Below are 26,275 nucleotides of genomic sequence, written 5' to 3'. Positions count from 1 at the left end.
CCTTCACAGACTTCAGGGTGCCGAAGGGCGGGCGAGCATGTGCCGTCGTCGTCCCGCTCGCGCCGGTGGGTGGTCGCGGTGGTTGTCGGATGCGGCGCGGCGGTCGGTTTGGTGTCCTAGCGGACGTTCTCGTGTCCTGCGGGACCACAGCGCACGACGGGGCGGGCGTGCGTCACCGGGATGCGGATGATCGAGATGCCCGGTGGGAATGGGGGTGAGGGGACGGGCTCGGCGACGATCGACTGGACTGGGGGCGAAGGGACCGGCTCGGCGACGATCGAGCGCCACGAGACCCTGCCCGATTGTCCGGAGACCACCGGCAGGCACGCGTCTCTCGGGCGACCCGTTTGAGCCATCCCACCGCGCGGGGAGGCCGGAATCTTGCCCGGTGACCTTCGCCACCCAGCAGTTCGTCGAGCAAGCCAGACCGCCGAGCGGCAGCAAGTTCGCGGAGCCGAGGTCGATCCAGTCGAAACCCGGCCCGCCGTGCCTACTCGGTTGAGAGGGAAAGCCCGGTCCGCCCACGCAGTGCGCGAGCGAACCGGGCTTCCGGTTTCAGTGCCAGGAATTACCGCTGGGACAGGCGGAGCCTCCGGCGGCTGGCGAACACGAGCCCCGCACCGGTGGCGAGGAGCACCGCACCGCCGATCAGCAACGCCGGCAGCATCGGCACACCGGTCGAAGCCAGTCCGACGTTTCCGGCCTGCGCCGGGGCCGGGCCAGCAGGCGCACCCGGCGGCGTGCCCGGCGCCGGGTTAGACGGGGGCACCGGGGTAGACGGGGGCACCGGGTTAGTGGGACTGGTCGGCGGCACCGGCTTCGGGATGTAGACGCCCGCGTCGATGGTGTGGTCCACCCCGCCGGCCTGAGCCGGTGCGGTGACCGGCGCGAAGCCGTTGCAGAGCCGCCCGGAGGTCGGCGGGACGACGTTGGAGTCGTGTGCCCGGTCCGGTCCGGCCGTCGGCAGGGTGAACCGCAGGTCGGTTGCCGACGGCTGCTCGGGCACGTTGTCCGTGTCCGCGGTGCAGACGTCGAACTGCACGGTGTACTTCGCGCCCGGCTTCAGCTGGTACTCGGCACCGACGCCGCCGAAGTAGTACTCGCCCGCCTTGTCGGTCTGCGTGGTGGCGACCTGCTTGCCGCCCGCGTCGAGCAGGTTCACGGTCGCCTTGGCCAGTGCGACCTCGTCGGTCCGGTGCGGGTCCTGGATACCGTTGTGGTCGCCGTCGAACCAGACGAGGTTGCCGATCTGGATCGGCGCGTCCGCGGCCTGGTAGGCGATGTCGCCGAGCCCGCCGGCCTTGCCGAAGCTGTTGGCCGGATCGACGAACTGGTACCCGTGCGTCGGATTATTCTGGCCGGGCCCGATACCGCTGTCGATGTCGTAGTAGCCGACACCGTCGGAGCTGACGTTCTGCGCCGGGTCGAGCTGGGTGCTGATCACCCACTGCTGCTGCGGGATGTAGGCGACCGAACCTTGCGCCGCCTCCTGGTGCAGGCCGTTGCCGGACCGGTTGGGGTCGAAGAAGTCGCCCGGGAAGTACTCGACGACGCCGGCCGGCTCGTGGCCGTTCGTCGCGTCGGTGCTGTGGTTCGGGCACACGCCGGTGCCCTCCCAGTCGTAGCCGCCGCCCGGAGCCGCGCACGCCATGGTGATGTCCCCGCCGGACATGCCGGTGGCTACCCCGGTCCGGCCCGGTCGCGGGTCGATGCCGGAGCCGAAGACGTCCATGAACCGGTCACGGAACCCGAGGATCATCGATCCGTCGCGGGAGAACGCCAGGCTTGCCAGCTCCGGCTCCGGGTTGATCCCCGGCCCGTGCTTGATGAAGTTGTCCCACGAGGAGAACCTGGTGTCCCACGGATTCCAGTGGCTGGTGTTGTCGTCGTGGATCCCGCCGATCACGTAGCCGCGGGCGAAGTCGAGACCGTGCGTGAGCACCGGCGTGAATTTCCCGCCGTCATAGGTATAGACCACGGCCTTGAGGTCCGCACGCTTCTGCGTGCTTTCCGCCGAGCAGATGCCGCCGACGTACAGTTTCGCGTCGTGCGCGGTGACGGCGAACGGGCGCCAGTCATCGGCTGCCGCGCAGTCCGGGTCCGGAATGCGGACGGTCTTCTCCACCTTCGCAGTGGCGCCGGTGGCGGCGAAGCTGACCAGCGTGCGGTCCAGCAGGTTGACCGCGTACAGCGTCTTCCCGTCCTCGGTCAGCGCGATTCCGCCGAGGCTCTCCTTGCCGGAGGCATCCACGAAATTCTGGTCCTTGCGCAGGTCCACGTTGCCGTGTTCGGTGGCCGTGGCGCCCGGCACCTTCGCGAACAGCTGCGGTGCGCCGCCCTTGAGCGGGGTCGTGTAGATCGCGCCGCCGCCTTCGGGGCCGTAGAGGGTGAACCGCTTCGCGAAGGCCGACTGGAAAATGCGGCCGCGGTGCTTGTCGTAGGCCAGCCCCCAGGTGGTGCCGACCTGCGCTTGCGTGTTCACCACGGACGGGCAGGGCGAATCCGCCGGGCAGGTGCCGCGGTTCTTGCGGTCGAACGAGACCAGTGCGCGGCTGTTCGGATCGGGCGCGCTGCCGTCGGTGTTCACCGCGGGGCTTTGCACCGGCACGTAGTACTTCGCGTCCGGCGGCGTGTGGTCGGCCGGGTTCCAGACGCCGGTGATCACCGAGGCGTCCTTGCCCTCGCGCAGATCCACGAACGTGGTGAAACTGTCGAAGTGGTTTTTCTTCGTGGACGCCGGCGCGGCCTGTAAATACGCGCGGTACGGGTCCGGAATCGACACATCGACCCGGTACTGCCCACCGGTCAGCGTCGTGGACGGGGGCAGTACGACCTTGCCCGCCGCGTCCGTCCGCCCGCGCACCTGATGCCCCGGTGGATCGGTGACCACCACGGACATCCCGGCCTGCGGGGTGTCCATGGTGGTGTTGATTATTCCGGTACCGAAGAAATCGCGGAGCACTTGGACGGTGAGCTTCCCGTCCTCGGCGGCGGCCCCGGCCACCCCGGTCGTGGCCGCCATTCCGGCGGCCGCACTGCTGCCCAGCAGGAGCCCGGCCGCGGCCGCGCGGACCAGCCGGGATCTGCCGATGGTTCTTCTGCCGCTTCGACTCATGACTGCGGGATCTCCGTTCTGCGCGCAGGAATTCGCGCTGCGTTCCGCAAAGCTGTCACAGTGAACCAGAAAAGGGGTACGAACGGTTGCGGGGCTCGGGTGAATAAACGGGTGAATTGAGCGTCCTGCTACGGTCACTCACTGTGCTGGTCAATCGGAGACACCGAATCCTCGCAGCGGTAGTGGTCGTGCTCGCGCTCGGCGCGGGAATGGGGGCATGGATCGCCGCCGGTTCCGGCGACTCCGGCCCGCGTCCGGTGACCGCGGACGAGGCGAGCCGGCTCGCGATCATGCGTTTCCGGGACTTTCAGGCGGGCGGCCGGGCAGTGGCGATCACCGTGCCCGATACCGCCGGCGAAATTGTTGTCACCGGTTCGGTCGATTACCGCGGGAAGAGCGGTTACGCAGTGGTGAAGGGCAAGGGGCGCAACGACTCCAGCGCTGGGCTGATCCGGTGGACAACCACCCGCGTGGCCGTCCGGCCGATGCCGGCCGCTCCGGATAACGCACCCGCGCATCCGCCCGCCGACGGCTGGACCGATCGCGCGCTCGATCCGACGGCCGGGCCGCTCGACCGGGCGTTGGCGATTGTGCTCGGGCTCGGCAATGACCGGCCCGATAACGCACAATTGCTGCCACAGAATGGTGCTGCGTGGATAGCCGCCGATCAGGTGAACGGACGTCCGGTCGACGTTTTCACCGGCCCGGAATCCCGGGATCGGCCGGGTAACGCGGAATCCGTGCGGTACTGGCTGGCCGCGGACGGCATTCTGTACCGGGTGCGGGCAACGATCCCGGGGGAAACGGATCCGGTCGTCATCGATTTCGACACCCACGAATTCGTGGCGATACCGCCTGTCGGCTGACGTATTCCGCCGTTTCCGTCAGGGGACCCGCACCGAAGCCCGGTCGGCCAGCAGGGTGGCCGCCGGAACCGTGACCTTCGTGAGATCCGGAAATGCCGGTACGGCCGGGACCTGGGTCGGCCCGGCGGCGCTCGCGTCCGGGAACTGCGGCTGCGCCGGTGGTTCGGCCACTTCAGTGAACGGGATCCCGGGCGGCGGTTTCGGAGCCGGCCAGGTGCCGGCCGGGGAAACGGCGGTCGCGGCTACGGGACACGTGGCGCTTGTCGCGAGTCCCTCCGGAATCGTGTGTAGCTCCCCGGAATCAACGCAGTTTCCGCTGCCCTTCGTGGTTCCGGGAAAGGTCCAGCCCACGTCGATGCCGTTGCCGGCGAAGACGCCCTCGGTGATCCGGTTGCCTTGTGGCGGAAGGTCCTGGCCCGCGGTGAGCACGAGCCCGGCGTTGGCGTTGCCGCTGATCCGGTTGCGCAGCACCTGATTGCCGCTGCCGCCGTCGATGCCGACCCCGATGCCCCAGCCGCCGTCGGCCTGCTGCGGCGTGGCCGCCTGCTGGTTGCCCGCGACCAGGTTTCCGGCGACCACGGCGTCCTGCTGCGGCAGCAGTTTCTCCTGGTGATCGGAATCGGCGGTGAGCCCGACCCGGTTGCCGCTGAACCGGTTGCCGACGACGTACATCTCGCCGCCGGCGTTCGTGCCCTCGTAGCCGACCGCGTTGAGCTCGGCGACGTTGTCCCGCACGACCGTCCGGCAGGGCTTGCACTGACCGACGTAGATTCCCGAATCGGCACCGCCAGACGTGTACGACTGCTCGATCACGCCGTTCTGCGCGGAAAATGCGTAGATTCCGTAGAGGCCATTGCGGGTCGCGGTGACGTGCGAGACGAGGAACGAGTCCAGGAACCGGATCGGTTCGTCGCCGGTGTCGTACCCGCCGTCGCGGCCGGGCAGCCCCGCCGCGGCCTTCACCGAACCGGTCACGAGCACGCCGTTCTGCGTGTTGTTCCGCACCGTCAGGTTCTCCACCGCGACGCCGGGTGCGGAAACGACGACGCCGTTGTCCCGCTGCAATTGACCGTCGAGGACTACTTTCTCCCGCACTTCGCCGCGGAGCGTGACGTGCGGCGTGTCGAGCTTCACCGTTTCGTGGTATTCCCCTGGCGCGACCAGCACCAGATCTCCGGACTGTGCCAGGGAAACGGCCGCGGAAATCGTCGGGGCGTCGGCCGGTACCCGGATCGTGACCCCCGTACCGTCCGGGCGATGTCCCTCGGCCGACGAAGAACCACAGCCGCTGAGCAACACGGTGCACAACCCCAGGATCGCCGCAACGGCGCGAAAACGCATGCCCTCAGTCTGGCACGACAGCGGAACTCGACTGCGGCGCCGTCTTCTGCCACGCTGCCCGTCGTGAATTCCGCCGAGCGCCGATCGTCCCGCCGCGCTTTTCTCGGAGCAGCCGTGACCACCGGACTGGCCGCCGGGTGCCACGCCGCCTCCGCACCCGGTCCTGTGGTGACCACCGTTGCGGCCACCGGTGCCCTGCAGGCCGGGGTCACCCTCCCCGGGACGCCGCAACCGCACCTGCTGGTCGTGGTCACCGATGTTTCCGTTGCGCCAGGCCCATTACTGGCCGATCTCGGCCGGCACGTCCAAGCGCTCACCGCCGGCGCCGACGATCGTCTGCTGGGGTTGCCCACGGGCGATCTCACCGTGACGATCGGCGTCGGCCCGCGCCTGGTCCGGGAGAGCGACCCGAAACTGCCGGGCGCAACGGATCTCGCGCCGTCGTCGCATGAAGCGATCGCTCCGGAGGCGCGCGGTGGTGATTTGCTGCTCCAATTGTGTGCGAGTGATCCGCTGGTTCCGCCGGTCGCTGCGGCTGCGTTGCTGGCGCGGCCCGGCGTACGCGAACGTTGGCGGCAGTCGGGCAGCCGTGGTCCGCACGTGCCGGTGACCGGTGAGTTGAGCGCGCCGCGGAACCTGCTGGGTTTCGTGGACGGCATCGTCGGCCCGCGCACCGACGCCGACCGGCAACGAGATCTGTGGCTCGCCGGCCCGGCGCCGGTGGCGGGCGGGACGATCGCCGTGGTCCGGCGGATGGAACTCGACCTGACGCGGTTCGCCGGGTTGCCGGTCGCCGCGCAGGAGGGTGTTTTCGGCCGCCGCCGTGACACCGGGGTCCCGTTGTCCGGTGGTGTTATTGCCGACGGCCCCGAGCTGGGTGCGAAGACCCCGGACGGCCGCTATCTGGTGCCCGCGGACGCGCACATCCGCCGCGCGCACGCGAATGTCGTCGGCGTCGGGTCGATGCTTCGGCGCAGCTACAGCATGGACAGCCCGGCGCCGGGGTTGGTGTTCGTGAGTTTTCAGAACGACTTGCGCACTTTCACCGCCACCCTGGCGCATATGGAAGGTGGGGACGCTTTGCTGCCGTTCACGACTACTACTGCGAGCGGGACTTTTCTGATCCTGCCGGGTTTCGACGAGGGGCGTCCGTTGGGGTCGACGGTGTTCTCTTCTTGAGCCGCGAAGGTTGACGCGAAAGTCCCGTTCGCGTCGCGAGGGGGCCGTTCGCTGCGTGGCCGGCGTGAGCGGGCCGTTCGCGCGGTGCGGTTGGCGTGAGCGGGCCGTTCGTGGCGCACCTGGCCGGAGTGAGTGGCCCGTTCGCGTGGTGCGGTTGGTGTGAGCGGGCCGTTCGCGTGGTGCGGTTGGCAGGGTCCCGGCAAAGTCGGTCGGGACCCGTGATCAGCAGAGTGAGCTGTGACGGCCGCGTCATCATCGACGGTGCCTGCCATCTCGATCGATCACGCCCGGCAGCAGGCGAAGCGGTGGTGTTCGAGACGCGCGACCACCTCGCGGTGTGCGCCGGACCTGTCCCGGGTCTGTGAAGGGGCCCTTCACAGACTCAGAGTCCGTGAAGGGCCCCTTCACGGACCTCCGCGGGTCTGCGCAGGGCACCTCACACCGACTTTGCCGACACCCTGTGGTGCGGTTGGTGTGAGGGGGCCGTTCGCGCGGTCCGGCTGGCGTGAGCGGGCCGTTCGCGGCGTGACCGGCCTGACCGGCGAGACCCGCGTGAGCGGGCCGTTCGTGGCTGGTGCGAGGGGACCGCTCGCGGCGCATGTGGGTCGGTGCGAGGGGGCCGTTCGCGCGCATGTGCTGGCGTGAGAGGGCCGTTCGTGGCGCACCTGGCCGGAGTGAGTGGCCCGTTCGCGGTGTGAGAACGGAGCGAGCGGCCCCTTCGCGTCACGGGCGGGGTGAGAGTGACGCTCGCTCCGCCGTGGCTTGGAGTCAGAGTCGCCATCGTTGCGGGCCGCGCGGCCGCTAAGTCCACAATGGACAGTGTGACGGCGGCGCACGCTCGCGGTGGGCGTGTTCGGCCGTCCTGCGCGACGCGGGAGCCGTTCAAACGAGACGATCTCCGCGTGGCGGGACGAAACGTACTGGTCGCGAACAGTGTGCGGGCGCTCACGTTGGGTCCGGTCCGGAGCGCCTCGACGATCATCGGCCGTTGTGCTCAGATGTAGGTGGAGATATTGGACTGCACGGCCAGTCGAGGGAGGCCGCCGGCGGCCGGTTCCACCGTCCGGTGACCGGTTTCGCGGAGACCGAGCAGCACTCGGGTCTGGTCCTGCGCTTGCCGGAGGAGCAGCAGCTATGAGCACCGAGACCGTCCTCGTCGTCGGCGCCGGGCAGAGTGGGTTCCAGACCGCGGCGTCGTTGCGGGACAAGGGATTCGCCGGACAGGTGGTGCTGATCGGGGACGAGCCCGGCGTACCGTACCAGCGGCCCCCGCTGTCCAAGGCCTACCTCGAAGGTATCGCCGGGGACGAGCAGCTGCGCCTGCGGCCGGAGGACTTCTTCGTGGAGAAGGACATCCGCCTGGTGCCCGGCCGGGTGGCCGGAATCGATCGCACGACCGCGCGGGTCCGGCTCGTGGACGGTTCGGAACTCGGCTACGACCATCTGGTGCTCGCCACCGGCGCCCGCAACCGTTCGCTCCCGGTGCCCGGCGCCGATCTCGACGGCGTGCTGATGCTGCGCACCCGCGACGACGCCGATCGGCTGCGTGCCTCGCTGTCGGCCGCGCGCGACGTGGTGGTGATTGGCGGCGGCTTCATCGGCCTGGAATTCGCCGCGCACGCCGGTCGCCCGGTCACCGTGGTGGAGGCGCAGGACCGTCTGCTGGCGCGGGTCGCGTCACCGGAGATCTCCGGGTTCTTCGCCGAGCACCACCGCGCGGCCGGGCACACGGTGCTGCTCGGCACCGGTGTGAGCGCGCTGCGCGGCGCGGGACGCGTGGAGTCGGTCGAACTGTCGGACGGCCGCCGATTGCCTGCGGATCTCGTGGTGGTCGCGGTCGGCGTGCTGCCGGAGACGGCGCTGGCCGAGCAATCCGGGCTGGACGTGGCCAACGGCGTCGTGGTGGACGAGCATCTGTGCACCGGCGACCCGAAGATCTTCGCGATCGGCGACTGCGCCAGCTTCCCGTGTGTGCAGGCCGGCGCGGTGACGCGGCTGGAATCCGTGCAGAACGCGGTGGATCAGGGCCGTTCGGTGGCGGCGGCGATCACCGGCGAACGTGCCCGCTACGACAGCCTGCCGTGGTTCTGGACCGACCAGACCGGGGCGAAGCTGCAGATCGCGGGCATCCTCGCGGCGGCGAATCGGACCGTGGTCACCGGCGACCGGGCGGCGGGCAGGTTCTCCGTGCTCTCGTTCCGGGACGACGTGCTCATCGCGGTGGAGTCGGTCAACCGCCCGCCGGACCACATCGCCGCGCGGCGCCTGTTCGCTGCCGAACCGCGGCCGTCCTACGCCGACCTCGAAGCCGATTCGTTCGATCTCAAGGCACATCTCAAGACGCGAGCCACCGTGTCAACCCAAGGTTGACGGCCTGGATTCGTCAACTTACAGTTGACGGCATGACCGGTGCGGTGAAACTCGACGACCTCATCAACGCGATCAAAGCCAACAACGAAACCGACCAACTCGCCCAGCTGACCGACGCGGTGTACCTCGGGCAGCACCTCGGGGAGCTGGCCGACCATCTGATCGGCCACTTCGTGGATCAGGCCCGGCGGTCCGGCGCTTCGTGGACCGACATCGGCGCCAGCATGGGCGTGACCAAGCAGGCCGCGCAGAAGCGCTTCGTGCCCAAGGCCGACGGCCCCGACACCAGCGCGACGATCGAGCGGTTGTACGGCCGCTACACCGACCGCGCGCGGCATGTGATCGTCGCGGCACAGCAGGCGGCGCTCGACGCCAAAAGCCCGGGCATCGACACCGTCCACCTCGTGCTGGGGTTGCTATCCGAGCCCGCTGCGTTGGCCGCGGGGGTGCTTGTGTTCCAAGGCGCCACGCTGGAAGCGGTGAAGGAGGCCGCGGAGGCGAAGTTGCCGGAGCCGATCGACCCGGCGCCGAATCCGGTGCCGTTCACGCCTACGGCGAAGAAGACGATGGAGCTGACCCTGCGCGAGGGGCTGCGTCTCGGGCACAACTACATCGGCACCGAGCATCTCTTGCTGGCGCTGCTGGAACAGGGCGAGGGCGGCGGCTACGAAGTGCTGACCGAGCTGGGCATCACCAAGGACGCCGCCGAGGCCAAGATCAAGGAAGCCGTCGCGGAGATCTTCGCGACGCGGCAGCAGTAAGGCTGTGAAGGGGCCCTTCACGGACTCAGAGTCCGTGAAGGGCCCCTTCACAGCCGGGAAAAGCGAGGGGTCAGGCGTCGACCTCGGAGTGGTCGGTGGCAGCCCACAGTGTGTGGAACGAGCCGGGACGGTCGACGCGGCGGTACGTGTGCGCGCCGAAGAAGTCTCGCTGTCCCTGGACGAGGGCGGCGGGCAGACGGTCGGCCCGAAGGCCGTCGTAGTAGGCCAGTGCGGTGGAGAAGCCCGGCGTCGGGATGCCGAGACGCACGGCGGTGGAGATGACCGAACGCCACGAGTCCTGCGCGTCCTCCACCGCCTTGCGGAATCCGCCGGACGTGAGCAGCGTCGGCAAGCCAGGCTCCTCCGCGTACGCGGACGTGATGTCGTTGAGGAACTTCGCGCGGATGATGCAGCCACCACGCCAGATCGAGGCGACGCGGCCGAGGTCGATGTCCCAGCCGTATTCTGCGGCGCCTGCCTGGATCTGGTTGAAGCCCTGCGCGTACGCGACCACCTTCGACGCGTACAGCGCTTGCTCCACGTCGTCGGCGAAGGTCTGCAGCGCGGCCCCGTTCAACGGCGCCCGCGACGGGCCGCCCAGGCCGCGCGCGGCCTCACGAAGCGGCTTCGAGCCGGACAGCGAACGCGCGAACACCGCTTCCGCGATCCCGCTGATCGGCACGCCGAGGTCCAGTCCGATCTGCACGGTCCAGCGGCCGGTGCCCTTCTGTTCCGCAGCGTCTTCCACCACGTCCACGAATGGCTTCCCGGAGCCGGCGTCCACGTGCTTGAGCACCTCGGAGGTGATCTCGATCAGGTACGAGTCGAGCCGCCCGGTGTTCCAGGTCTTGAACACTTCGGCGATCTCGGCGGGCGCGTAGCCCGCGGCACCGCGCAGCAGGTCGAACGACTCGGCGATCAGCTGCATGTCGGCGTACTCGATGCCGTTGTGCACCATCTTCACGAAGTGGCCCGCGCCGTCCGCGCCGATGTGCGTGCAGCACGGCTCGCCGTCGACCTTCGCCGAGATGTCCTCGAACAGCGGCCCGAGGGACTCGTAGGACTCCTTTGAGCCACCCGGCATGATGCTCGGACCGTGCAGGGCGCCTTCTTCGCCGCCGGACACGCCGCTGCCGACGAAGTGCAGGCCACGCTCACGCAGCGCCTTCTCACGCCGTCGTGTGTCCGCGAAGTGCGCGTTGCCCGCGTCGATGAGTACGTCACCCTGCTCCAACAGGGGCGCGAACTCCTCGATCACCGCGTCGGTCGGCTCGCCCGCCTTGACCATGATCACGATCTGCCGCGGCCGCTGGAGAGCGTCGACGAACTCCTGCGCGGAGTACGCCGGGATGAACTCGCCCTCGTCGCCGAACTCCTCGACGAGCTTGCGGGTCCGCTCCGCGGAGCGGTTGTGCAGGGCGACCGTGTGCCCGTGCCGGGCCAGGTTCCGCGCCAGGTTACGGCCCATGACCGCGAGGCCGGTGACCCCGATGCTCGCCTTCTTGCTCATGCCAGCCCTTCCGTTGGTCTCTTCGGGTTCGAGGGTAGACCGCGGCGGGGCTCAGCCGAGGTCGCCGCCGGTCGGATGCCGACGGTCCGTGAAGGGCCCCTTCACGGACCCGAAACCCGGTTCAGGCGAAGCAGTGGATCGGACCACCGTGGTAGGTGATCATGTCCGCGAGTGCGGCGGCCAGGTCGAGGTCCGCGCCCCAGGCCGCGCCGTCCAGCTCGGCGTAGGCGCGGTGCAGGCTGCCGGCGAGCCGCTCCGGCTCGGTGAGCGCGGCGAACCGGCCGAGATCGGTTTCAGTGGCCTGCGCCAGCGGTGACCGGCCCGCCGCCTGGCCGCGTTCGGCGGTCTGCTGGACGAATTCCAGGTAGGCGTCCACTGTGTCCACCATCGCGAGGTCGCCGGCCGGCCCGTGGCCGGGCAGGATCACCACCGGGTCGAGTTCCCGGATCACGTCCAGCGCGGCGCGCCAGCCAGCCACCGAACCCATCAGCGCGAACGGGCTGCCCCCGTTGAACACCAGATCGCCGGCGAAGAGCACGCGCTGCTCCGGCAGCCAGGCGAGCACGTCGTTGGTGGTGTGCGCGGCGTGCCCGGGGTGGATCAGGTCGATCCGGGTCGGCCCGGCGTAGACGGTCAGCCATTCGTCGAAGACGACCTCGGGCACGCGCAGTGCGAGTTCGCCCCAGTCGGCGCCCTCGAAGACGCCGTCGTAGTGCGGGAGGCCCGCGGCGAGCATGGCCGCGCGCGTCTTGCGGTGGCCGACGATGGTGGCCGCGGGCACCAGGTGGTTGCCGTTCGTGTGGTCGGTGTGGTGGTGGGTGTTGACCAGGGTGCTGACCGGTCCGGTGGTCGCTTCGACCGCGGCGAGCAGCGCCCGGGTGCGCCGCTCGGTGGCACACGTGTCGATGAGCACGGTGTGCCCGCCCGCATCGACGAACCCGCAGTTGTTGATGAACCAGGAGCCATCTGGCTGCACGTAGCCGAAGACGCCGTCGTCGGCCAGCCGCTCGACGCGGGCCGCGCCGGGGGAACGATCGATCACCGGGCCACTATGCCCGACTGGCCGGGGCCGGGCCGGGCGGCGAGCGACCGGGGGCCGCGGCACTGCCCGTAAGTCCGCGTTCCACCCATCCGGGGGTGCTCCCGGCGTTGCTCCGTTCGGTCTCGACCCGAAGTCGGGTGGTTCGGGAACCGGCTGCTCCGGCCGAGTGATCATGGGGGTGACTGGCATTCCCGCGCATTTCCTGCCACGCTGCGCGGTGTCATCATCGAACCCCGTCGGGTGAAGTACTAGCCTGGGTTGATTCAAACGTACGCGTCCCGGTGGGAGCACCGCCGGGCTGTAAGGGTCCGGGAGAGCTAGGGGGAGATGGCGAGCACCGTCACCTCACGCCGCAAGCAGCTCGGGAACGAGCTGCGGCATGCTCGTACCGCCGCCAAGATGACGCAGCAGCAGGTGGCCGAGGTCCTCGGCTGCACCCAGGGCAAGGTCAACAAGATCGAGTCCGGTGCGGTGGGGGTCAAGCTCGGCGATGTCCGGACCATGCTCAACGCGTTCGGGATCGCCGGGGAAGAAGCCGACACGCTGATGAACCTGGCCCGCGCCGCGGCCGGGCAGCGTGGGCACTGGTCGGGCTACCGCTCGGTGGTGCCGCACTGGTTCCGCACGTTCACCGACCTCGAACCGGCCGCCGCGGAGATCATGACCTGGCACGGTGAGCGCATCCCGGGCCCCCTGCAGTCCGAGCACTACATGCTCAAGCAGTTCACCGAGGCGGGCGCCACCGACGTCACCTCGCTGGTGCGCAACCGGCTGGACCGCAAGGCGGTGTTCGACCAGCAGCAGCCGCCGTACTACCGGTTCATCATCAGCGAGGGCGCGCTGCGCCGGGCTCCCGGCGGGTTCGCGCCCGCGGTGATGCTGGACCAGGTCGAGCACCTGCTGGCCCTCGACCGGCACCCGCGGGTGTACGTGCACGTGCTGCCCTTCGGCGCGAAGCTCGCCGCGGTGCCCAACGACTTCACCATCATGCGGTTCCCGGACCGCACCCGTGACTTCGTCTACATCGAACACTCCGCGGGCGGGCTGTATCTCGACGATGTCAAGGACTTCAACATCTTCGTCGACTCCTGGGACCGGTTGCGCGGAGCGGCGCTGGAACGCGGGGAGACCCGTCAGTTCCTCAAGGAGCTGGCCGAGATCTACCGTGCCCAGATGCAGTGACGAGTGCCTCCAGTAACGGAACGGTGTCCTCGGGGCCGGGCTGGACGTTGATCTCCGCCCGGAGGCGCTGAGCGGCCGCCCGCCACGCGGGATCGGTCAGCAGGTCTTCGGCGGCCTCCCGGATCTCCGACGGCGTCGCCGTTTCCGGGTCGAGTACCCGGGCGGTTCCGAGCGCGCGCCCACGGAGCGCGTTGCCGGGTTGGTCCGCGCCCATCGGCAGGAGCAGCGAGGGCAGTCCGTGCGCGAGCGTGCCGAGCACGCCGCCGGAGCCGCCGTGCGAGACCACGAGATCGAGCCGTGGCAGCAGTTCCGCCTGTGGCACGAAGCGGGCCACCCGCACGTTGGCCGGCTGCGGGCCGAAGCCGGCCGGATCCAGCTGCGTGCCGACGGTCGCGGTCACGTCCGCGTGCAGCGAGCCGAGCCCGGCGAGCGCGCGTTCGATGAGATCGCCGGATTCGAGGTTGAAGTTGGTGCCGAGGGTGAAGTAGACGTGCGGACGGGCGGCCTGCGGGCGGGCCGGGACAGGCGCGCCCGCGCGGAATGTGAACGTGCCGGGTGGCAGCGGCGCGGCTGGGTCGCGATAGGACAGTGGGAACGGCGAGAGCACCAGGTCGCGATGCAAGGCGGTGAGTTCGGGATCGTCCGGCAGGCACTGAACGGTCCGTGCCGCACGCAGTGGTTCGGCGACGACTTCCTTGCGCAGCAAGGTTCCGGCCGCGAGGACGAGCACCGTGGCGCAGGGCAGGCCGAGCTTCTCCGCGGCCAGCGCGGCGGCGAAGTCGACCTCGTCGCGGACCACCACGCCGGGGCGCCATTCGCGGATCAGGTCCACCAGCACCGAGGTCCGCTCGGTGGTGGCGCGGCGGATGAACAACTCCTGGATCTCCCAGTCGTCCCGTTCGGGGTCGACCGGTGGCATCGGCCGGCGGGCGGTGCCGGGCACACCGGTTGCACCGACGGGGAACGCGGGGAAGCCGGCTTGCTCGATGGCGTGCGTATCGCGGCCCGCGACGGCTACCGTGTGCCCGCGGGCGGCAAGCGCTCGGGCCACCGGGACCATCGGGTCGAAGTGGCCGCGTCCGCCGACGAAGGAGAAGAGGAAGCGCATCCTGGCCAACGTAGTACCCCCCAGCCGGTGCGTCGCCGGGTTTCCGGGCGAGCCGAGCGGTGACACGGTGCGGAGATGGTGATGGTGGGCCCACTGGTCTCCGCACTCGCGGCCGGAAAGGACAGTTGATGACGCAGGTACCGGAGCCGGAAGCCCCGGAAGAGATCGACCTCGAACGCCCCAACGCGGCGCGGATCTACGACTGGTTTCTCGGCGGCACGGCCAACTGGGCCATCGACCGCGAGTTCGGGGAACGGGCGGTCCAGACCTTTCCGATGATCAAGACCATTGCGAAGGCGAGCCGCGAATTCCTCGGCCGGGGCGTGCGGTATCTGGCCGAGCAGGGCGTCGACCAGTTCCTCGACCTCGGTTCCGGGGTGCCGACCGTCGGCAATGTGCACGAGATCGCCACGGCTGTGAACCCCGGCGCGCGGTGTGTCTATGTCGACAACGAGCCGGTGGCCGTCGCGCATTCGCAGATCCTGCTGGAACGGGAGGGAGTCGCGTACCGGCACGCGGTGCTGCAGGGCGATCTGCGCCATCCGAGCGAGATCTGGAACCAGGCGACGGACACCGGCGTGCTGGATCCGAAACGCCCGATCGGCCTGATCGTGGTCGGCGTGCTGTATTTCCTCGGCCGGGACGAACCGGCCGTGGAGATCATCCGGAAGTACCTGTCCATGCTGCCGTCCGGCTCGTACTTCCTTTCCTCGCACCTGACGAACGACGGCGTGCAGACCCCGGATCGGGCGCTGCGTGCGCAGATCCACCAGCAGTACCAGCGTTCGAGCACGCCGTTTCACTACCGCAGCCGCGCGGAGTTCAGCGAGTTCTTCGCCGGGCTGGAGCTGGTCGAGCCGGGCATCGGGTGGGTCCCGGACTGGCGTCCGGAGCTCGGCGAATCCCGGGCCGGCGCGCGGATGGCGGGCAACCCGTCGTTCAGCGGGAGTCTCTGCGGACTGGGCCGCAAACCGTGAAACCCGGCCGTGGGGTCAGGCGTGGGACGAGCCGAGACCCTGCCGCAGCGGAACGCCGGTCTCCAGCGGGCGGGCCGGGCGCACCGGATCGTGCCGGCGCTGCGCCGGTACGTCGAACTCTTCGTCCAGCGGCAGGGGGCTGCGCAGCGGGGCCTGGATCAGGCTGAAGCCAAAGCGATTGCGCAGTTCGTGATTGATCCCACGCCGGCCGCGGATGTGTTCGTCCTCACGCAGGAAGCACGTGGTGAGCCGGACGGCCATGGGATCACACCCCCGGTTCGGAGAGCGGGCACCGGGGCCGGTCGGCCCCGGTCGGATCGGACGCACCCGCCCGGCCTGGCCGGCCGAGCGGTACGGCACCCGCTGCGGGAATTCCTTCCCGCGGGTGTGGCTCGATACCGGACCCGGCTGACCTGGGCAGCGCCGACGCGCCCGCGGTCGGCGACCCGGCGGCGCCGGCCGACGCCCGCGCCGCATCCCACGTCTGCGCACTGCACTGCCGAGGCCGGCCCTTGGGCCACGCTCCCCGGACCGGCTGCCCGGGTCGGTACCGGCCGAGGTTGGTCCGAATGCCGTAATGCATTCACCCAACGTCGGCGCCCCGATCGCTGCGATTAATCCTACTACTGGAATAATCTGCGTGTCGAGATCGGGCTGAGTTGATCACCCGCTTGGCCCTGCGGTTTGCTCCGTGGTGACGCAAGGACGTGAAGGACGGGCGCGGCGGCGCGCGGCCCGCACAAGGCTCGGAGGTGCCCGACCCATGGCAGATTATCCGTCCTCCCCGGATTACGACCCGAACACGGCCCGGTTGCTGTTCGAGGACGCTGCCTGGGAAAAGTCGTTCGCGAGCGAGCCCAACGGCGGCAACTGTGTCGAGGTCAACCTGTCCGCGGCCGGTCTGGTGGGGGTCCGCGACACGAAGCTGACGGCCAGCCCGGTACTGGTCTTCGACCGCGGCGAGTGGACCGCCTTCCTGGCCGCGGTGAGGGCGGGTCAGTTCGACCCGCCGCCGGGCGCGTGACCGCCGCGCAGACCCCGCCCGGCCGGTGAGCAGTTCACCAAGTCTCACTCGAACGGGTGACATAGAACGTGGGGTTGGATGCGCTGGGTGTCCGGCCCGGCTGGGCACGGTTGAAGCTTGCCGGACTCCGGTTGGCCAGAATGTCGGTCATGGTGCCGATGCCGCTGTCCGGGATGAACGTGCAGCCGACCTTGAGCGCGACCCCGGCAGAGTTCCGGTCGGGGACCCGGCGGCGGGCGATGCTGAGGTGTGTGCGGCCGCCTCGTGGCGTGCGCCGGACCGGTTTCGGGTCTGTGAAGGGGCCCTTCACGGACTCAGAGTCTGTGAAGGGCCCCTTCACAGACCTCCACTGACCTCCACACCGACTTTGCCGACACCCTGGCGACCCCGGGATCAAGCCTTCGGGATCCAGCAAGATCCCCCGATGCCGGGCTCAGGGCAGGAGCCGGTAAGCCCACGGATGGGCGCGCAGCCAGACGTTGAGCTTCCCGATCCACCGCATGTGCGCGGTGCGCAGCGGTGGCGGGACGAGGACGGCGAGCCATCGCACCACCCGGCGGAATCGGGTGAACCGCCGTTCGTCCGTGGCGGTCCATGTCAGCCCCAGCCGGGTGCGGAGCAGGTCGGGCAAGGTCGCCCGGATCAAGAACAGCTGCGCCTGCGCGTGTCTCTTGTGGATCTTCGCCCACCAGGCGTCCGGCAAGCGTGACCACGGCTTCCGCGTGGTACGGATGGTGTCGAACAAGGTGCTGACTGTCTCATTCGGACTGAACGACGTGAGCATTTCCCGGTAGTACTGCTCGAATTCCGCCCAGCTCGCCGGGAGATCCCGCGCCCGCACGCCGAGCAGGCGGCCGACGTCGCACATCTGCGCGTAGTACTCGTCCAGCTCCGAAGTGGACAGTGGACGGCCGAACAATCGCTGCGCTTGCACCGGTGCCATCACCAGCGTGGCGTGCACCCAGGCGTAGGCGCCAGGATCCAGTGCGCTGTACCGGCGTCCATCGGAGAATCCGGTGAACGTGCGGTGCAGCTCGCGCAGCCGTTCGGCCTCGAACCGGGCGCCTTCGGCCCCGCCGTACACGTAAATCGACAAGGACGCACCGGTGCGCGTGAGCCGGGTCCACGGATCCTCGGTGTAGTCGGAGTGGTCCCGCACCCCGGCCGCGACGACCGGGTGCGCGACCTGCTGCACCAGCACCTGCCCGGCCAGCAGCGTGGTGCGAAAGTCGCCGAAGTAGCGCCAGGCCGCAGTGCCGCGGATCACCGGTGGTGCCATGTCAGCCCCGCGCGCCGTGCAGCAGCATCATCAGCGGTTCCGCGGCGGGCACGTCCGTGCCGGTGGCCAGCCTGCGCAGCTGCAGCCCGGCGATCAGCGCGACCACCGGCCCGGCCAGCCGTGCCGGATCAGGCAGGCCCAGCGCGCCGAGAATGGCCGTGGCCAGCTCGTCGTAGGCGGCGAAACATCGTTCGGAGGCCTCGCGCAGGTCCGGGTCGCGCGCGGCCTGCAGGTACAGCTCGTGCGGCGCCAGTTCGTCGGTTCCGAACGGCAGCTGCCTGATCACCTGCTCGACCAGGGTCGCGGCCTGCTCCAGGCTCAGCTCATCGGTCCGGTGCCCCTCGACGATCGCGGCCAGCTTCGCCGTCTCCTCCTCGGCGAACAGCAGCATCGCCTCACGCAGCAGCTCGGTCTGGCTGGGAAAGTGATAGGTCAGCGTGCCGAGCGAAACCCCTGCGGCGGCCACGATCCGCCGGTTGGTGAGCCCGCCGGCGCCCTGCTCGCCGACCACCTTCAGGGTCGCGCGCAGGATCGCGGCACGGGTGCTCACCACGCCCGCAGCGGATGCAGATCCGGCCAACGTTGTGCCTCTTCCAGTTGCGCGGCAAGGGAAATCAGCCGTTCCTCGGCGTGCGACGGGCCGAGCAGCTGCGCCCCGAGCGGCAGCCCGCCCGCGGTTTGCCCGGCCGGCACGTTCACTCCTGGCCAGCCCAGCACGTTCCACGGCCAGGCGTACGGGCAGGCCGCGATCATCGCCTGGTCGGTCTGCCATGCGGTAAGTCCGTCGAAGCTGCCCACGGCGGGCGGCGGGGTGGCGGTGGTCGGTGTCAGGAGCACGTCGACGCCGCCGAACACCGCGCCGATCCGACGGCGCAGCAACGGTTCCAGCGCGCGGGCGAGCTTCAGCGCCGGGCCGGCGAGCAGGCCGCCGTGCTGGGCGTTGCGGCGGGTGCGCGGGTCGAGCGCGGCTAACTCGGGTACCCGCCGGGTCCAGTCGCGTACGCCGGTCAGCGAGCGGGGGAGGAAGGTCAGCCCGATCAGCCCGTAGTCCGGTTCGACCGGCACGATCTCGTGGCCCAGGCCGGCGAGCCGTTCCGCAGTGTCGCGCACCGCCGCCTCGACCGCTGGGTCGAGCCGGGTTTTCGTGGCAGTGAAAGGAATCCGCGTGGACAGGCCGACGCGCAGCCGTCCGGGTTCCCGCCGGGCCGCGGCTTGGAACGCGCTCCCGGTGCCCGCGGTGACGTCCAGCAACGCCGCCGCGTCGGCCACCGTGCGGGCCAGCGGACCGAGCACGGTCAGGCCGTGGAACAACTCGCCGTCGGTGGGGATCCGGCCACGTTGCGGCTTGATCCCGACCAGCCCGGTCCACGCCGCGGGAATGCGCACCGAACCGGCGCCGTCCGAACCGAGCGCGGCGGCCACGATCCCCGCTGCCACCGCTGCGGCCGCACCTCCGGACGAGCCGCCGGGCGTGTGCTCCGGTTGCCACGGATTGCGTGTCGCCCCGAATGCCGGCCCCTCGGTGAACGGCCATTGCCCCAGCTCCGGGGTGTTGGTCTTGCCGATCAGCACTGCCCCGGCCTGCTTGAGCCGCTCAACCGCCGGCGCGTCCACGGCTGCCGGCGGGAAGTCCCCCGGGCAGCCGAACGCGGTGGGCAGGCCGGCCAGGTCCAAGTCGTCCTTGATCGCGATCGGCACCCCGAGCAGCGGGCCACGGTCACCGCGCGCCCGGCGCCGGTCGGCCTCGGCCGCCTCCGCGAGCGCTTCGTCTTCGCGCAGCAGGCGGAACGCGTTGAGCACCGGCTGGCTCGCCCGCGCGTCGGCGAGCGCCCGCTCGGTGAGCTGCACGGCCGTGACCGTCCCCTGCCCGAGCCCGGCGACCTGGTCGGCGAGGGTGGCGAACTCGTGGTGCCGCGGTGTGGCTGCGGAGGTCATCGGCAGCTCCCTGCTCTCGTTCGTTCGAACGAACGTAGCACGAATCCGCCGTTCGTGGCCGGGACAGCGGTACAGACGAATTCGGCCGCCCGCCGGTCATACTGTGCCGATCATTACCAATCCGACCACAGTCACGGCCTAATGGCTTCGTCGCTTCGGCGGCACTGGCCGCGGCCGGGCTCACCGCCGTATCACTGGCCCCGCATCCCGTGGTCGGCGCGGCCGGGGCCCTCTGCTGGGGACTGGGCACGGCCTTGGGTTTCCCGGTCGCGCTCTCCGCGACGACCCTGTGGAATCCGCCCGGCGGGTCGCCACCATCGCCGGCTACACGGCCTTCCTCGTCGGCCCGCCCCTGCATCGGCTACCTCGGCCTGCGTACCGCGATCCTCGCCGTCCTGCCGCTGGTCGTGCTCGCGGGCTTCTTCAGCCGGGCCGTCGCGAAACCCGAACCCGGCAAGGCGTCCCCGGCCGATCACCCTCGGGCCGGTTCCGGTCGCGCTCCGTGAAAACTGGCCTAACGTATGGTATCCGGCCGCGGGTGGCCGGTACTTGGGAGCCACGTCCGGAGGACCGATGACGTTCGAGTTCGATCGATTCCCCGCCCTCGACCCGTTTCCCCGGGCCGGTCTCGCGTACGGGCCGACGCCGCTGGTGCCTGCGCCGCGGCTCGGGGAAGCGCTCGGGCTGTCGCATCTGCTGCTCAAACGGGACGACCTGCACCCGCTCGGTGCGGGCGGCAACAAGCTGCGGAAGCTCGATTTCCACCTCGGCGCCGCGCTCGCCGCGCGGGCCGACACGGTGATCACCTTCGGGGCACTGCAGAGCAATCACGCCCGGCAGACCGCGGCCGCCTGCGCCCGGCTGGGGTTGCGGTGCGAGCTGGTGCTGACCGCGGAAGTACCGCGTTCCGGCGAAGCCTACGAGGAATCCGGCAACATCCCGCTCGACCTGCTTTTCGGTGCCCGGGTGCACGTCTGCGCGGACGAGGGGGAAGGCGCCGCCACATACCGGGAGGTGCTGGCCGAAGCGGTAGAGGACGGCCGGAAGGCGGCCACGATTCCGGTCGGCGGCTCCAATCCGCTCGGGGTGCTCGGGTACGTCGCAGCCGCGCGTGAGCTGGCCGGGCAGCTCGCCCATCTCGGGGTGGAGCGGGCACGAATCGTCGCGCCGCACGCGAGCGGGGCGACCGCCGCCGGGCTGGCGCTCGGCTCGGCCGTGCTCGGTTCGCTCGAACTGGACATCGCCTGCGTGAGCCATCCGCTCGCCGAATCCGAGCAGACGCTGGCCGAGCTGGTCAGTGGGGCCGCGCAGCTGCTGGGGATCGATTCCCCCGCGCTGGATCACGTGTGGATGAACGACAGCACGATCGGCGAGGGCTACGGGATTCCCGCGCCCGAGACCTGGGGTGCGCTGCGGTTGTTCGGCCGCACCGAAGGCGTGGTGCTCGATCCGGTCTACACCGGAAAAGCCGCCGCGGCACTCGTCGAATGGGTTGCCGACGGCCGGTTTCCGCTGGAGGAGACCGTGGTGTTCGTGCACACCGGAGGGTTGCCCGGGCTCTTCGGCTACGCGCCCGAGTTCACGGCCGCAATGCGGGACTGAGGGCGAGTTCGGCGCGGGTCGATTCGGTCCGCACCGCGATCCGGATCAGCACCAGCAGCAAGACGACGTCGGCGAGGAGAGTGAGCCGCTGGGTGAGGCCGACCGGCAGCACTTCGGTGAGCACATGGAACGGGGCGACGCCCGCTTCGTCCAGCCGCACGAACAGATAGCTCACCCCGAACAGCACCACCGACCCCAGCCCGAAACGCAGCCACCGCACCACGAGCGCGCGTTCCGCCGTGCCGCGCAACGGATCCAGCATGCCGATCGCGGCGCCGGGCAGGCTCGCGAACGCGATCAGGCATGAGTAGAGGTGGATTTCTCCGCTCACCGGCCGCGGGCTTTCGGGATAGCTGGCGGGGAACAACGCGGCCGCCGCCAATCCCAGCGCCCACAACGCGAGCAGCAGTCTCGTACTGCGGGTCATCGGCACCCCGGCGGAGGCCAGCGCGCCGAACACGGCGACCGAGCCGACGGACAGCGAGAGCACGCTCGCGCCGAGCATCCCCTCCCCGTGGTCGGTGATCGTGTAGCTGGAAAGCGTGTCGTAGAGCGGATCGCGCGAGCTGACGAGGTGCAGCACGGTGATCGTGAACAACGCCCAGGTGATGGCTGTGAACGCGGCCAGGCGCCAGGCCCGGACCCCCAGCAGGTTCCCCATGCGGGATATCGTCCCGGTTCCGCGGCTTCGCGTGATCAGGGAAAACCCTGAACTGGACCCCTATTCGAAGTCCGCGAGGACGAGCACCTGATCGTCGTGCCGCTTCGCGCGACGCCAGCGTACGCAGTCTGCGTCCTGTTCTTCCGCTTCGCGCACCGCGTCCAGTACGGCTTCGGGACCGGCCCCGCGCGCCCGCTGCAAGACCCCCTGCCAGTCGAAAAGCTGGTACTCGTCGACGCCGATCGACACTCCGTCGGTGGCGATCAGTACCGCGTCGACGTCCGCGCGCGGCCATACCCGGCGTACCGCCTTGTACGCTGCTGCGGGCTCGGCTTCGGCGACCCAGAACCCGCCTTCGGCGTTTCGCTGACGGCGTACGTCTGCGCCGGTCTGCAGCAGCCCACTGTCGCGAAGGGACACCAGCCTGTCGTCGGAGACAGCGTCGGTGCCGAATCGTCCGAAGCCGACCACCGGGCTGTCGGCGAGCACCAGAACCTCCACTTCGGACTCATCCCAGCGCAGCATGGACACCGTGCTGGACGGGGACCGGCCGGGCACCAGCCCGTGTTCCTTGACCACCGAGCCGATCGCGGTCGCCAGTGCGACGCCGAGGTCTTCGTGCGGCCGGGCACGCAGTTCCCCGGCGAGCTGCCGCACGAGCAGCTCCGCGTACCAGCCGCCGGGCGGCAGCTCGGGGCTCGGCGAGGTCGCGCCGTCCAGTACGAGCACGGCGTGGTCGAGCACCGCCACCTGGTCCTCGGTAGGGCGGGGCCGGCCGTCCGCACCGACCCCGGCCCGCTCGGCAATGGAGATCTCGGGCATGCGGCGACGGTACTCGCTCACCCTGTCAACCAGGGTTGACATCAGGGCGAGTGTCAACCTAGATTGACGGCATGACGGAAGCAACGGACCTGGCCGCCCGCGCCGGCGACCGTGACCCGCGAGTCGGGTTGCGTGCGGTGGCGGCACTGCGGCGGCTGTTGGAGCAATTGGAGGTCGTGCAGGTGCGCAGCGCGCGGACGCACGGCTGGTCTTGGCAGGAGATCGCGGCCGAGCTGGGGGTCAGCAGACAGGCCGTGCACAAGAAGTACGGGAGGCACTGATGTTCGAACGGTTCACCGCGGACGCCCGGATGGCAGTGGTGGCAGCGCAGGAAGCCGCGCACGAGGCGGGGGCGCACGAGATTTCCGCGCAGGCGGTCTTCGCCGGTCTGGTGCGGGCGCCGGACGGCGGCGCGGTACGGCTGCTGGAGCAGCTCGGCGTGGCCAAGGACGACGTGTACGCCGAACTCGGGCGGATCAAACGCCGGGGCGGCATCAGCGATGCGGACGCCGAAGCGCTGACCGAGCTGGGTATCGACGTCGACCGGATCGTGGCCGCTGTCGAGGAGACCCACGGGCCGGGTGCGCTCGCCGCCGGCGCCCGGCGCTCCCGGCGCAACCACCTCCCGTTCACCTCGGACGCGAAGCGGGTGCTGGAGCTGAGCCTGCGCGAGGTGAGCGAGCTGGGCGGCAAGAGTCTCGGGCCGGAACACCTGCTGCTCGCTCTCGTTCGCCAGCGCGGGCCGGTGGCGGATTTCCTGGCCACGCGCGGGATCGACTACTCGGTCCTGCGCCGTGCGATCGCGCAGGCGGGCTAGTGACTCCCGTTCGGGCTGTGCAGGGACTCTTCACGGACGCTGATTCCAGGGTGTCGGCAAAGTCGGTGCGAGGGGCCCCTGCGCAGGCTGCGGAGGTCCGTGAAGGGCCCCTTCACGGACTCTGAGTCTGTGAAGGACCCCTTCACGGACTTGAGACAGGTCTGGCGCACACCGCGAGGTGGTCGCGCGTCTCGAACACACGGGTCCTCGACCGACTTTGCCGGGACCCTGGACGCTGAGGCTGTGAAGGGACCCTTCACAGCCTTCCTACCGCCGGACGCCAGGTGACCAGCGGCAGCAGAGCTTGGGTGAGCGGGCCGATGGACAGTGCGTAAAGCACGGTGCCGATGCCTGCCGTACCGCCGAGCAGCCAGCCGGCGGCCAGCACGGTGACCTCGATTCCGGTGCGCACCAGGCGGACCGACCGGCCGGTGCGGGCGGTGAGGCCGGTCATCAGCCCGTCGCGGGGTCCCGGGCCGAGCCGGGTGCCGACGTAGACCGCGGTGGCGACCGCGTTGAGCCCGACCCCGCCGGCCAGCAGCAGGATCTGCCAGCCGAGCACGTGCTGGTCCGGCAGGATCGCCCGGACCGCGTCCACGGTCACCGAGATCACCAGGATGTTGGCGATCGTGCCGACGCCCGGCCGCTGCCGTAGCGGGATCCACAGCAGCAGCACGAACACCGACGCGATGGCGGTGACCACGCCGAAGCTCAGGCCGGTGAGCTTGGTCAGGCCCTCGTGCAGCACGTCCCACGGGTCGAGGCCGAGGTGGGCGCGGGTGAGCATGGCCATGCTGGTGCCGTAGAGGGCGAGCCCGGCGAGCAGTTGCCCGCCCCGGCGCAGCGGGGCCCGGCGGAGGCTGAGCGGACTGAGATCGGTGACTGCCACTTCTGCACTATTGGCCGTATTGGCCTGGTAAACCATGGCCAATACGGGATAATTGGCCTGATGGATCCGCAGATACCGCTGGGCAGCCGGATTTCCGGCCCGAGATTGGCCACCTTGCTGGGGGAGTGGCGCCGTCGTGGTGCCCGGCAGGGCGCCGCCGACCTCGCCGCCGCCGTCGAGCTGCACGTGCTCGACGGGCAGCTCCCGATCGGTACCCGGCTGCCCGCGGAGCGCGAGCTGGCGGACACGCTCGGGGTCAGCCGCACGCTGATCGGCGCGGCATTGGACCGGTTGCGGGAGGACGGGCTGCTCGCCAGCCGCCGCGGGGCGGGCACCTGGGTCGCCCGCGCCGGCCACCGGGATTCGGGGCCACGCACCCGTGCGGACCTGCTCGATCTAGCACGGGCGGCGCCGCCGGCGTTGCCCGGGATGATGGCGGCGGTCGAAGCGGCCCGGTGGGAGCTGGCCGAGCACGTCGGCGGCAACGGCTATCACACCGGTGGCCTGCCGGGGCTGCGCGAGCGGATCGCCGAGCGGTACACGGCCCGTGGCCTGCCGACCACGCCGGACCAGATCATGGTGACCTCCGGGGCGTACTCGGCTTTCGTGCTGTGCCTGCGCATGCTGACCGGGCCGGGCGATCGCGTGCTGATGGAGCAGCCGACGTATCCGAACGCGATCGACGCCGTGCGCGCCTCGCACGCGTTGCCCGTGCCGGTGGCGGTGGATCCGGTCCGTGGCTGGGATCCGGCCGGGATCGAGGCCGCGCTGCGTCAGGCCGCGCCGCGGTTCGGGTACCTCGTCGTGGACTTCCAGAACCCGACCGGCCTCCGGCTGGACGCCGCCGGCCGGGAACGTCTCGGTGGCCTGCTCGCCCGCTCTCGCACCCCGGTCGTGGCCGACGAATCGTTGGTAGAGCTGGATTACGAGGGCGATCCGCGGCACGGGCCGCCGCCGTTGGCCGCGTTCGGCGGGGATCTGGTGCTCACCGTCGGATCGGCGGCCAAATCGCAGTGGGGCGGGCTGCGGCTGGGCTGGATCCGCGCGTCGAGCGAACTGCTGGACCGCCTGCTGTCGCCGCGGTTCGCGGTCGACCTCGGCGCCCCGGTGTTCGAGCAGCTGGTACTGGCGGAACTGCTGGAGCCGGAGGGTTACGCCGCACTCGCCCAGCGCCGCACCGAGCTTGCCGCACAGCGGGACACCCTGATCACGGAGCTGCGCACACACTGTCCTGAGTGGACTTTCCAGGTGCCGCCGGGCGGATTGTCGTTGTGGTGCCGGCTGCCCGAGCCGATGAGCACCCGCCTCGCGGTGTCCGCCGCGAACCACGGCGTGCAGCTGGCGCCCGGCTCGCGGTTCGGCGTGCACGGTGGGCTGGAACGGTGGTTGCGGCTGCCGTTCGGCCTGCCGCGGGAGCAGTTGCCGGAGGCGGTGCGCCGGGTCGCCGCAGCGGCGGCTTCGGTGCGCGGCTGCGCGGACGTGCCCGCGGTGCACGTGCCGGTGACGTAGAACAGCCGGTGCACCGGACGGTCCGGCCACCCCAGGGAGAGTGGCGGTCACACCCGGCGCACCGGCTGTTCGTCCGCTCGCGGTGGAGCGGACGCCGCGGCGGGATCCCGGCACAGCCCCTCGAAGTGCCGGGCCCCGCCGACGGCTCAGGCGGGCTTCGGTTGGCGCAGATCCTTGCTCGGCGCGGTGAGCAAGGATCTCCGGAGCACGCCCGTGGGTCCCGGCGCCACGGGGGCAGCGCGGCGCCGGGACCGGGACCCGATCCGGCCAGGCGCGGTTGGCCGAT

The 26,275-nt window shown here is 70.3% G+C and carries 25 protein-coding genes; 12 read left to right on the top strand and 13 right to left on the bottom strand.

What is annotated here, in order from left to right; genetic code table 11:
* Positions 1-568: 568 nt before the first annotated feature.
* A complete protein-coding gene (locus ATK36_RS14375; RefSeq protein ID WP_211291879.1) occupies positions 569-3,115 on the bottom strand; it encodes an SdrD B-like domain-containing protein in 2,547 nt (848 codons plus the stop codon).
* A gap of 143 nt (positions 3,116-3,258) precedes the next feature.
* Here ATK36_RS14375 and ATK36_RS14370 point away from each other — a divergent pair, with 143 nt between their 5' ends.
* Entirely contained in the window at positions 3,259-3,981 is a 723-nt protein-coding gene (locus tag ATK36_RS14370; protein WP_245914723.1) for a hypothetical protein, read from the top strand.
* A gap of 18 nt (positions 3,982-3,999) precedes the next feature.
* Here the strand turns inward: ATK36_RS14370 and ATK36_RS14365 are convergent, their stop codons facing one another.
* Positions 4,000-5,322 carry a right-handed parallel beta-helix repeat-containing protein gene (locus tag ATK36_RS14365; RefSeq protein ID WP_098511878.1) on the bottom strand — a complete coding sequence of 441 codons (1,323 nt, stop codon included), beginning with the start codon at positions 5,320-5,322 and terminating at the stop codon, positions 4,000-4,002.
* 114 nt (positions 5,323-5,436) lie between these two features.
* Between ATK36_RS14365 and ATK36_RS14360 the strand changes: the two genes are divergently transcribed.
* From ATK36_RS14360 to ATK36_RS14350, 3 genes are all read left to right on the top strand, one after another.
* Entirely contained in the window at positions 5,437-6,501 is a 1,065-nt protein-coding gene (locus ATK36_RS14360) for a Dyp-type peroxidase (protein ID WP_245914721.1), read from the top strand.
* 1,134 nt (positions 6,502-7,635) lie between these two features.
* Positions 7,636-8,871 (top strand): NAD(P)/FAD-dependent oxidoreductase, encoded by a 1,236-nt coding sequence (locus tag ATK36_RS14355; protein WP_098511876.1) that lies wholly within the window; start codon positions 7,636-7,638, stop codon positions 8,869-8,871.
* A gap of 32 nt (positions 8,872-8,903) precedes the next feature.
* Complete coding sequence (locus tag ATK36_RS14350) at positions 8,904-9,632, top strand: Clp protease N-terminal domain-containing protein (RefSeq protein ID WP_098511874.1); 729 nt, start codon at positions 8,904-8,906, stop codon at positions 9,630-9,632.
* 70 nt (positions 9,633-9,702) lie between these two features.
* On the opposite strand, the gene gndA is transcribed toward ATK36_RS14350, so the two are convergent.
* Together gndA and ATK36_RS14340 are read right to left on the bottom strand one after the other, a co-directional pair.
* Positions 9,703-11,142, bottom strand: a complete 1,440-nt coding sequence (gndA, locus tag ATK36_RS14345) for an NADP-dependent phosphogluconate dehydrogenase (RefSeq protein ID WP_098511872.1) — start codon at positions 11,140-11,142, stop codon at positions 9,703-9,705.
* A gap of 121 nt (positions 11,143-11,263) precedes the next feature.
* A complete protein-coding gene (locus ATK36_RS14340) occupies positions 11,264-12,184 on the bottom strand; it encodes an MBL fold metallo-hydrolase (RefSeq protein ID WP_098511871.1) in 921 nt (306 codons plus the stop codon).
* 327 nt (positions 12,185-12,511) lie between these two features.
* On the opposite strand from ATK36_RS14340, the gene ATK36_RS14335 reads away from it, so the two are divergent.
* Positions 12,512-13,366: a helix-turn-helix domain-containing protein gene (locus ATK36_RS14335; RefSeq protein ID WP_098511869.1), complete on the top strand. Its 855-nt coding sequence runs from the start codon at positions 12,512-12,514 to the stop codon at positions 13,364-13,366.
* Here the strand turns inward: ATK36_RS14335 and ATK36_RS14330 are convergent.
* Positions 13,326-14,474, bottom strand: coding sequence for a glycosyltransferase (locus tag ATK36_RS14330; RefSeq protein WP_098511868.1), 1,149 nt, complete (start codon positions 14,472-14,474; stop codon positions 13,326-13,328). The two genes, ATK36_RS14335 and ATK36_RS14330, sit on opposite strands and share 41 nt — an antisense overlap.
* A 128-nt stretch (positions 14,475-14,602) precedes the next feature.
* Here ATK36_RS14330 and ATK36_RS14325 point away from each other — a divergent pair, with 128 nt between their 5' ends.
* Positions 14,603-15,451 carry an SAM-dependent methyltransferase gene (locus ATK36_RS14325; RefSeq protein WP_098511866.1) on the top strand — a complete coding sequence of 283 codons (849 nt, stop codon included), beginning with the start codon at positions 14,603-14,605 and terminating at the stop codon, positions 15,449-15,451.
* Between the two features lie 15 nt (positions 15,452-15,466).
* Here the strand turns inward: ATK36_RS14325 and ATK36_RS14320 are convergent, their stop codons facing one another.
* Positions 15,467-15,712 carry a hypothetical protein gene (locus ATK36_RS14320; protein ID WP_098511864.1) on the bottom strand — a complete coding sequence of 82 codons (246 nt, stop codon included), beginning with the start codon at positions 15,710-15,712 and terminating at the stop codon, positions 15,467-15,469.
* 502 nt (positions 15,713-16,214) lie between these two features.
* Here ATK36_RS14320 and ATK36_RS14315 point away from each other — a divergent pair.
* Complete coding sequence (locus tag ATK36_RS14315; RefSeq protein ID WP_098511863.1) at positions 16,215-16,475, top strand: DUF397 domain-containing protein; 261 nt, start codon at positions 16,215-16,217, stop codon at positions 16,473-16,475.
* Between the two features lie 34 nt (positions 16,476-16,509).
* Here ATK36_RS14315 and ATK36_RS31475 read toward each other — a convergent pair whose 3' ends face one another.
* From ATK36_RS31475 to ATK36_RS14295, 4 genes are all read right to left on the bottom strand, one after another.
* Positions 16,510-16,785, bottom strand: coding sequence for a hypothetical protein (locus ATK36_RS31475; RefSeq protein WP_141544437.1), 276 nt, complete (start codon positions 16,783-16,785; stop codon positions 16,510-16,512).
* A 123-nt stretch (positions 16,786-16,908) separates the two neighbouring features.
* Entirely contained in the window at positions 16,909-17,754 is an 846-nt protein-coding gene (locus ATK36_RS14305; RefSeq protein ID WP_098511860.1) for an oxygenase MpaB family protein, read from the bottom strand.
* 1 nt (position 17,755) lies between these two features.
* The gene (locus ATK36_RS14300) at positions 17,756-18,334 is read right to left on the bottom strand and encodes a TetR family transcriptional regulator (RefSeq protein WP_098511858.1); all 579 of its coding nucleotides are present in this window, start codon (positions 18,332-18,334) and stop codon (positions 17,756-17,758) included.
* A complete protein-coding gene (locus tag ATK36_RS14295) occupies positions 18,301-19,689 on the bottom strand; it encodes an amidase (protein WP_098511857.1) in 1,389 nt (462 codons plus the stop codon). Before ATK36_RS14295 ends, ATK36_RS14300 begins: the two co-directional genes overlap by 34 nt.
* Positions 19,690-19,943: 254 nt before the next feature.
* Here ATK36_RS14295 and ATK36_RS14290 point away from each other — a divergent pair, with 254 nt between their 5' ends.
* Both ATK36_RS14290 and ATK36_RS14285 read left to right on the top strand, forming a co-directional pair.
* The gene (locus tag ATK36_RS14290) at positions 19,944-20,195 is read left to right on the top strand and encodes a hypothetical protein (RefSeq protein ID WP_141544436.1); all 252 of its coding nucleotides are present in this window, start codon (positions 19,944-19,946) and stop codon (positions 20,193-20,195) included.
* 67 nt (positions 20,196-20,262) lie between these two features.
* Complete coding sequence (locus ATK36_RS14285; protein WP_098511854.1) at positions 20,263-21,291, top strand: D-cysteine desulfhydrase family protein; 1,029 nt, start codon at positions 20,263-20,265, stop codon at positions 21,289-21,291.
* Here the strand turns inward: ATK36_RS14285 and ATK36_RS14280 are convergent.
* Positions 21,269-21,952 carry a DUF998 domain-containing protein gene (locus ATK36_RS14280; protein WP_098511852.1) on the bottom strand — a complete coding sequence of 228 codons (684 nt, stop codon included), beginning with the start codon at positions 21,950-21,952 and terminating at the stop codon, positions 21,269-21,271. The genes ATK36_RS14285 and ATK36_RS14280 overlap by 23 nt on opposite strands.
* Positions 21,953-22,012: 60 nt before the next feature.
* A complete protein-coding gene (locus tag ATK36_RS14275; protein ID WP_098511851.1) occupies positions 22,013-22,774 on the bottom strand; it encodes a hypothetical protein in 762 nt (253 codons plus the stop codon).
* A 71-nt stretch (positions 22,775-22,845) separates the two neighbouring features.
* Between ATK36_RS14275 and ATK36_RS14270 the strand changes: the two genes are divergently transcribed.
* Entirely contained in the window at positions 22,846-23,055 is a 210-nt protein-coding gene (locus ATK36_RS14270; protein WP_098511849.1) for an HTH domain-containing protein, read from the top strand.
* The gene (locus ATK36_RS14265; protein WP_098511848.1) at positions 23,055-23,591 is read left to right on the top strand and encodes a Clp protease N-terminal domain-containing protein; all 537 of its coding nucleotides are present in this window, start codon (positions 23,055-23,057) and stop codon (positions 23,589-23,591) included. The genes ATK36_RS14270 and ATK36_RS14265 overlap by 1 nt, the downstream gene beginning before the upstream one ends.
* Positions 23,592-23,847: 256 nt before the next feature.
* Here ATK36_RS14265 and yczE read toward each other — a convergent pair whose 3' ends face one another.
* A complete protein-coding gene (gene yczE / locus ATK36_RS14260; protein WP_098511846.1) occupies positions 23,848-24,480 on the bottom strand; it encodes a membrane protein YczE in 633 nt (210 codons plus the stop codon).
* 60 nt (positions 24,481-24,540) lie between these two features.
* On the opposite strand from yczE, the gene yczR reads away from it, so the two are divergent.
* The gene (gene yczR / locus ATK36_RS14255) at positions 24,541-25,989 is read left to right on the top strand and encodes a MocR-like transcription factor YczR (RefSeq protein ID WP_098511845.1); all 1,449 of its coding nucleotides are present in this window, start codon (positions 24,541-24,543) and stop codon (positions 25,987-25,989) included.
* Positions 25,990-26,275: the final 286 nt, after the last annotated feature.

It is taken from the genome of Amycolatopsis sulphurea, assembly GCF_002564045.1.
Taxonomy (GTDB): Bacteria; Actinomycetota; Actinomycetes; order Mycobacteriales; family Pseudonocardiaceae; genus Amycolatopsis; species Amycolatopsis sulphurea.
The sequence above is the reverse complement of the archived record's forward strand: the minus strand, read 5'-3'. Positions and strand labels throughout refer to the sequence as shown.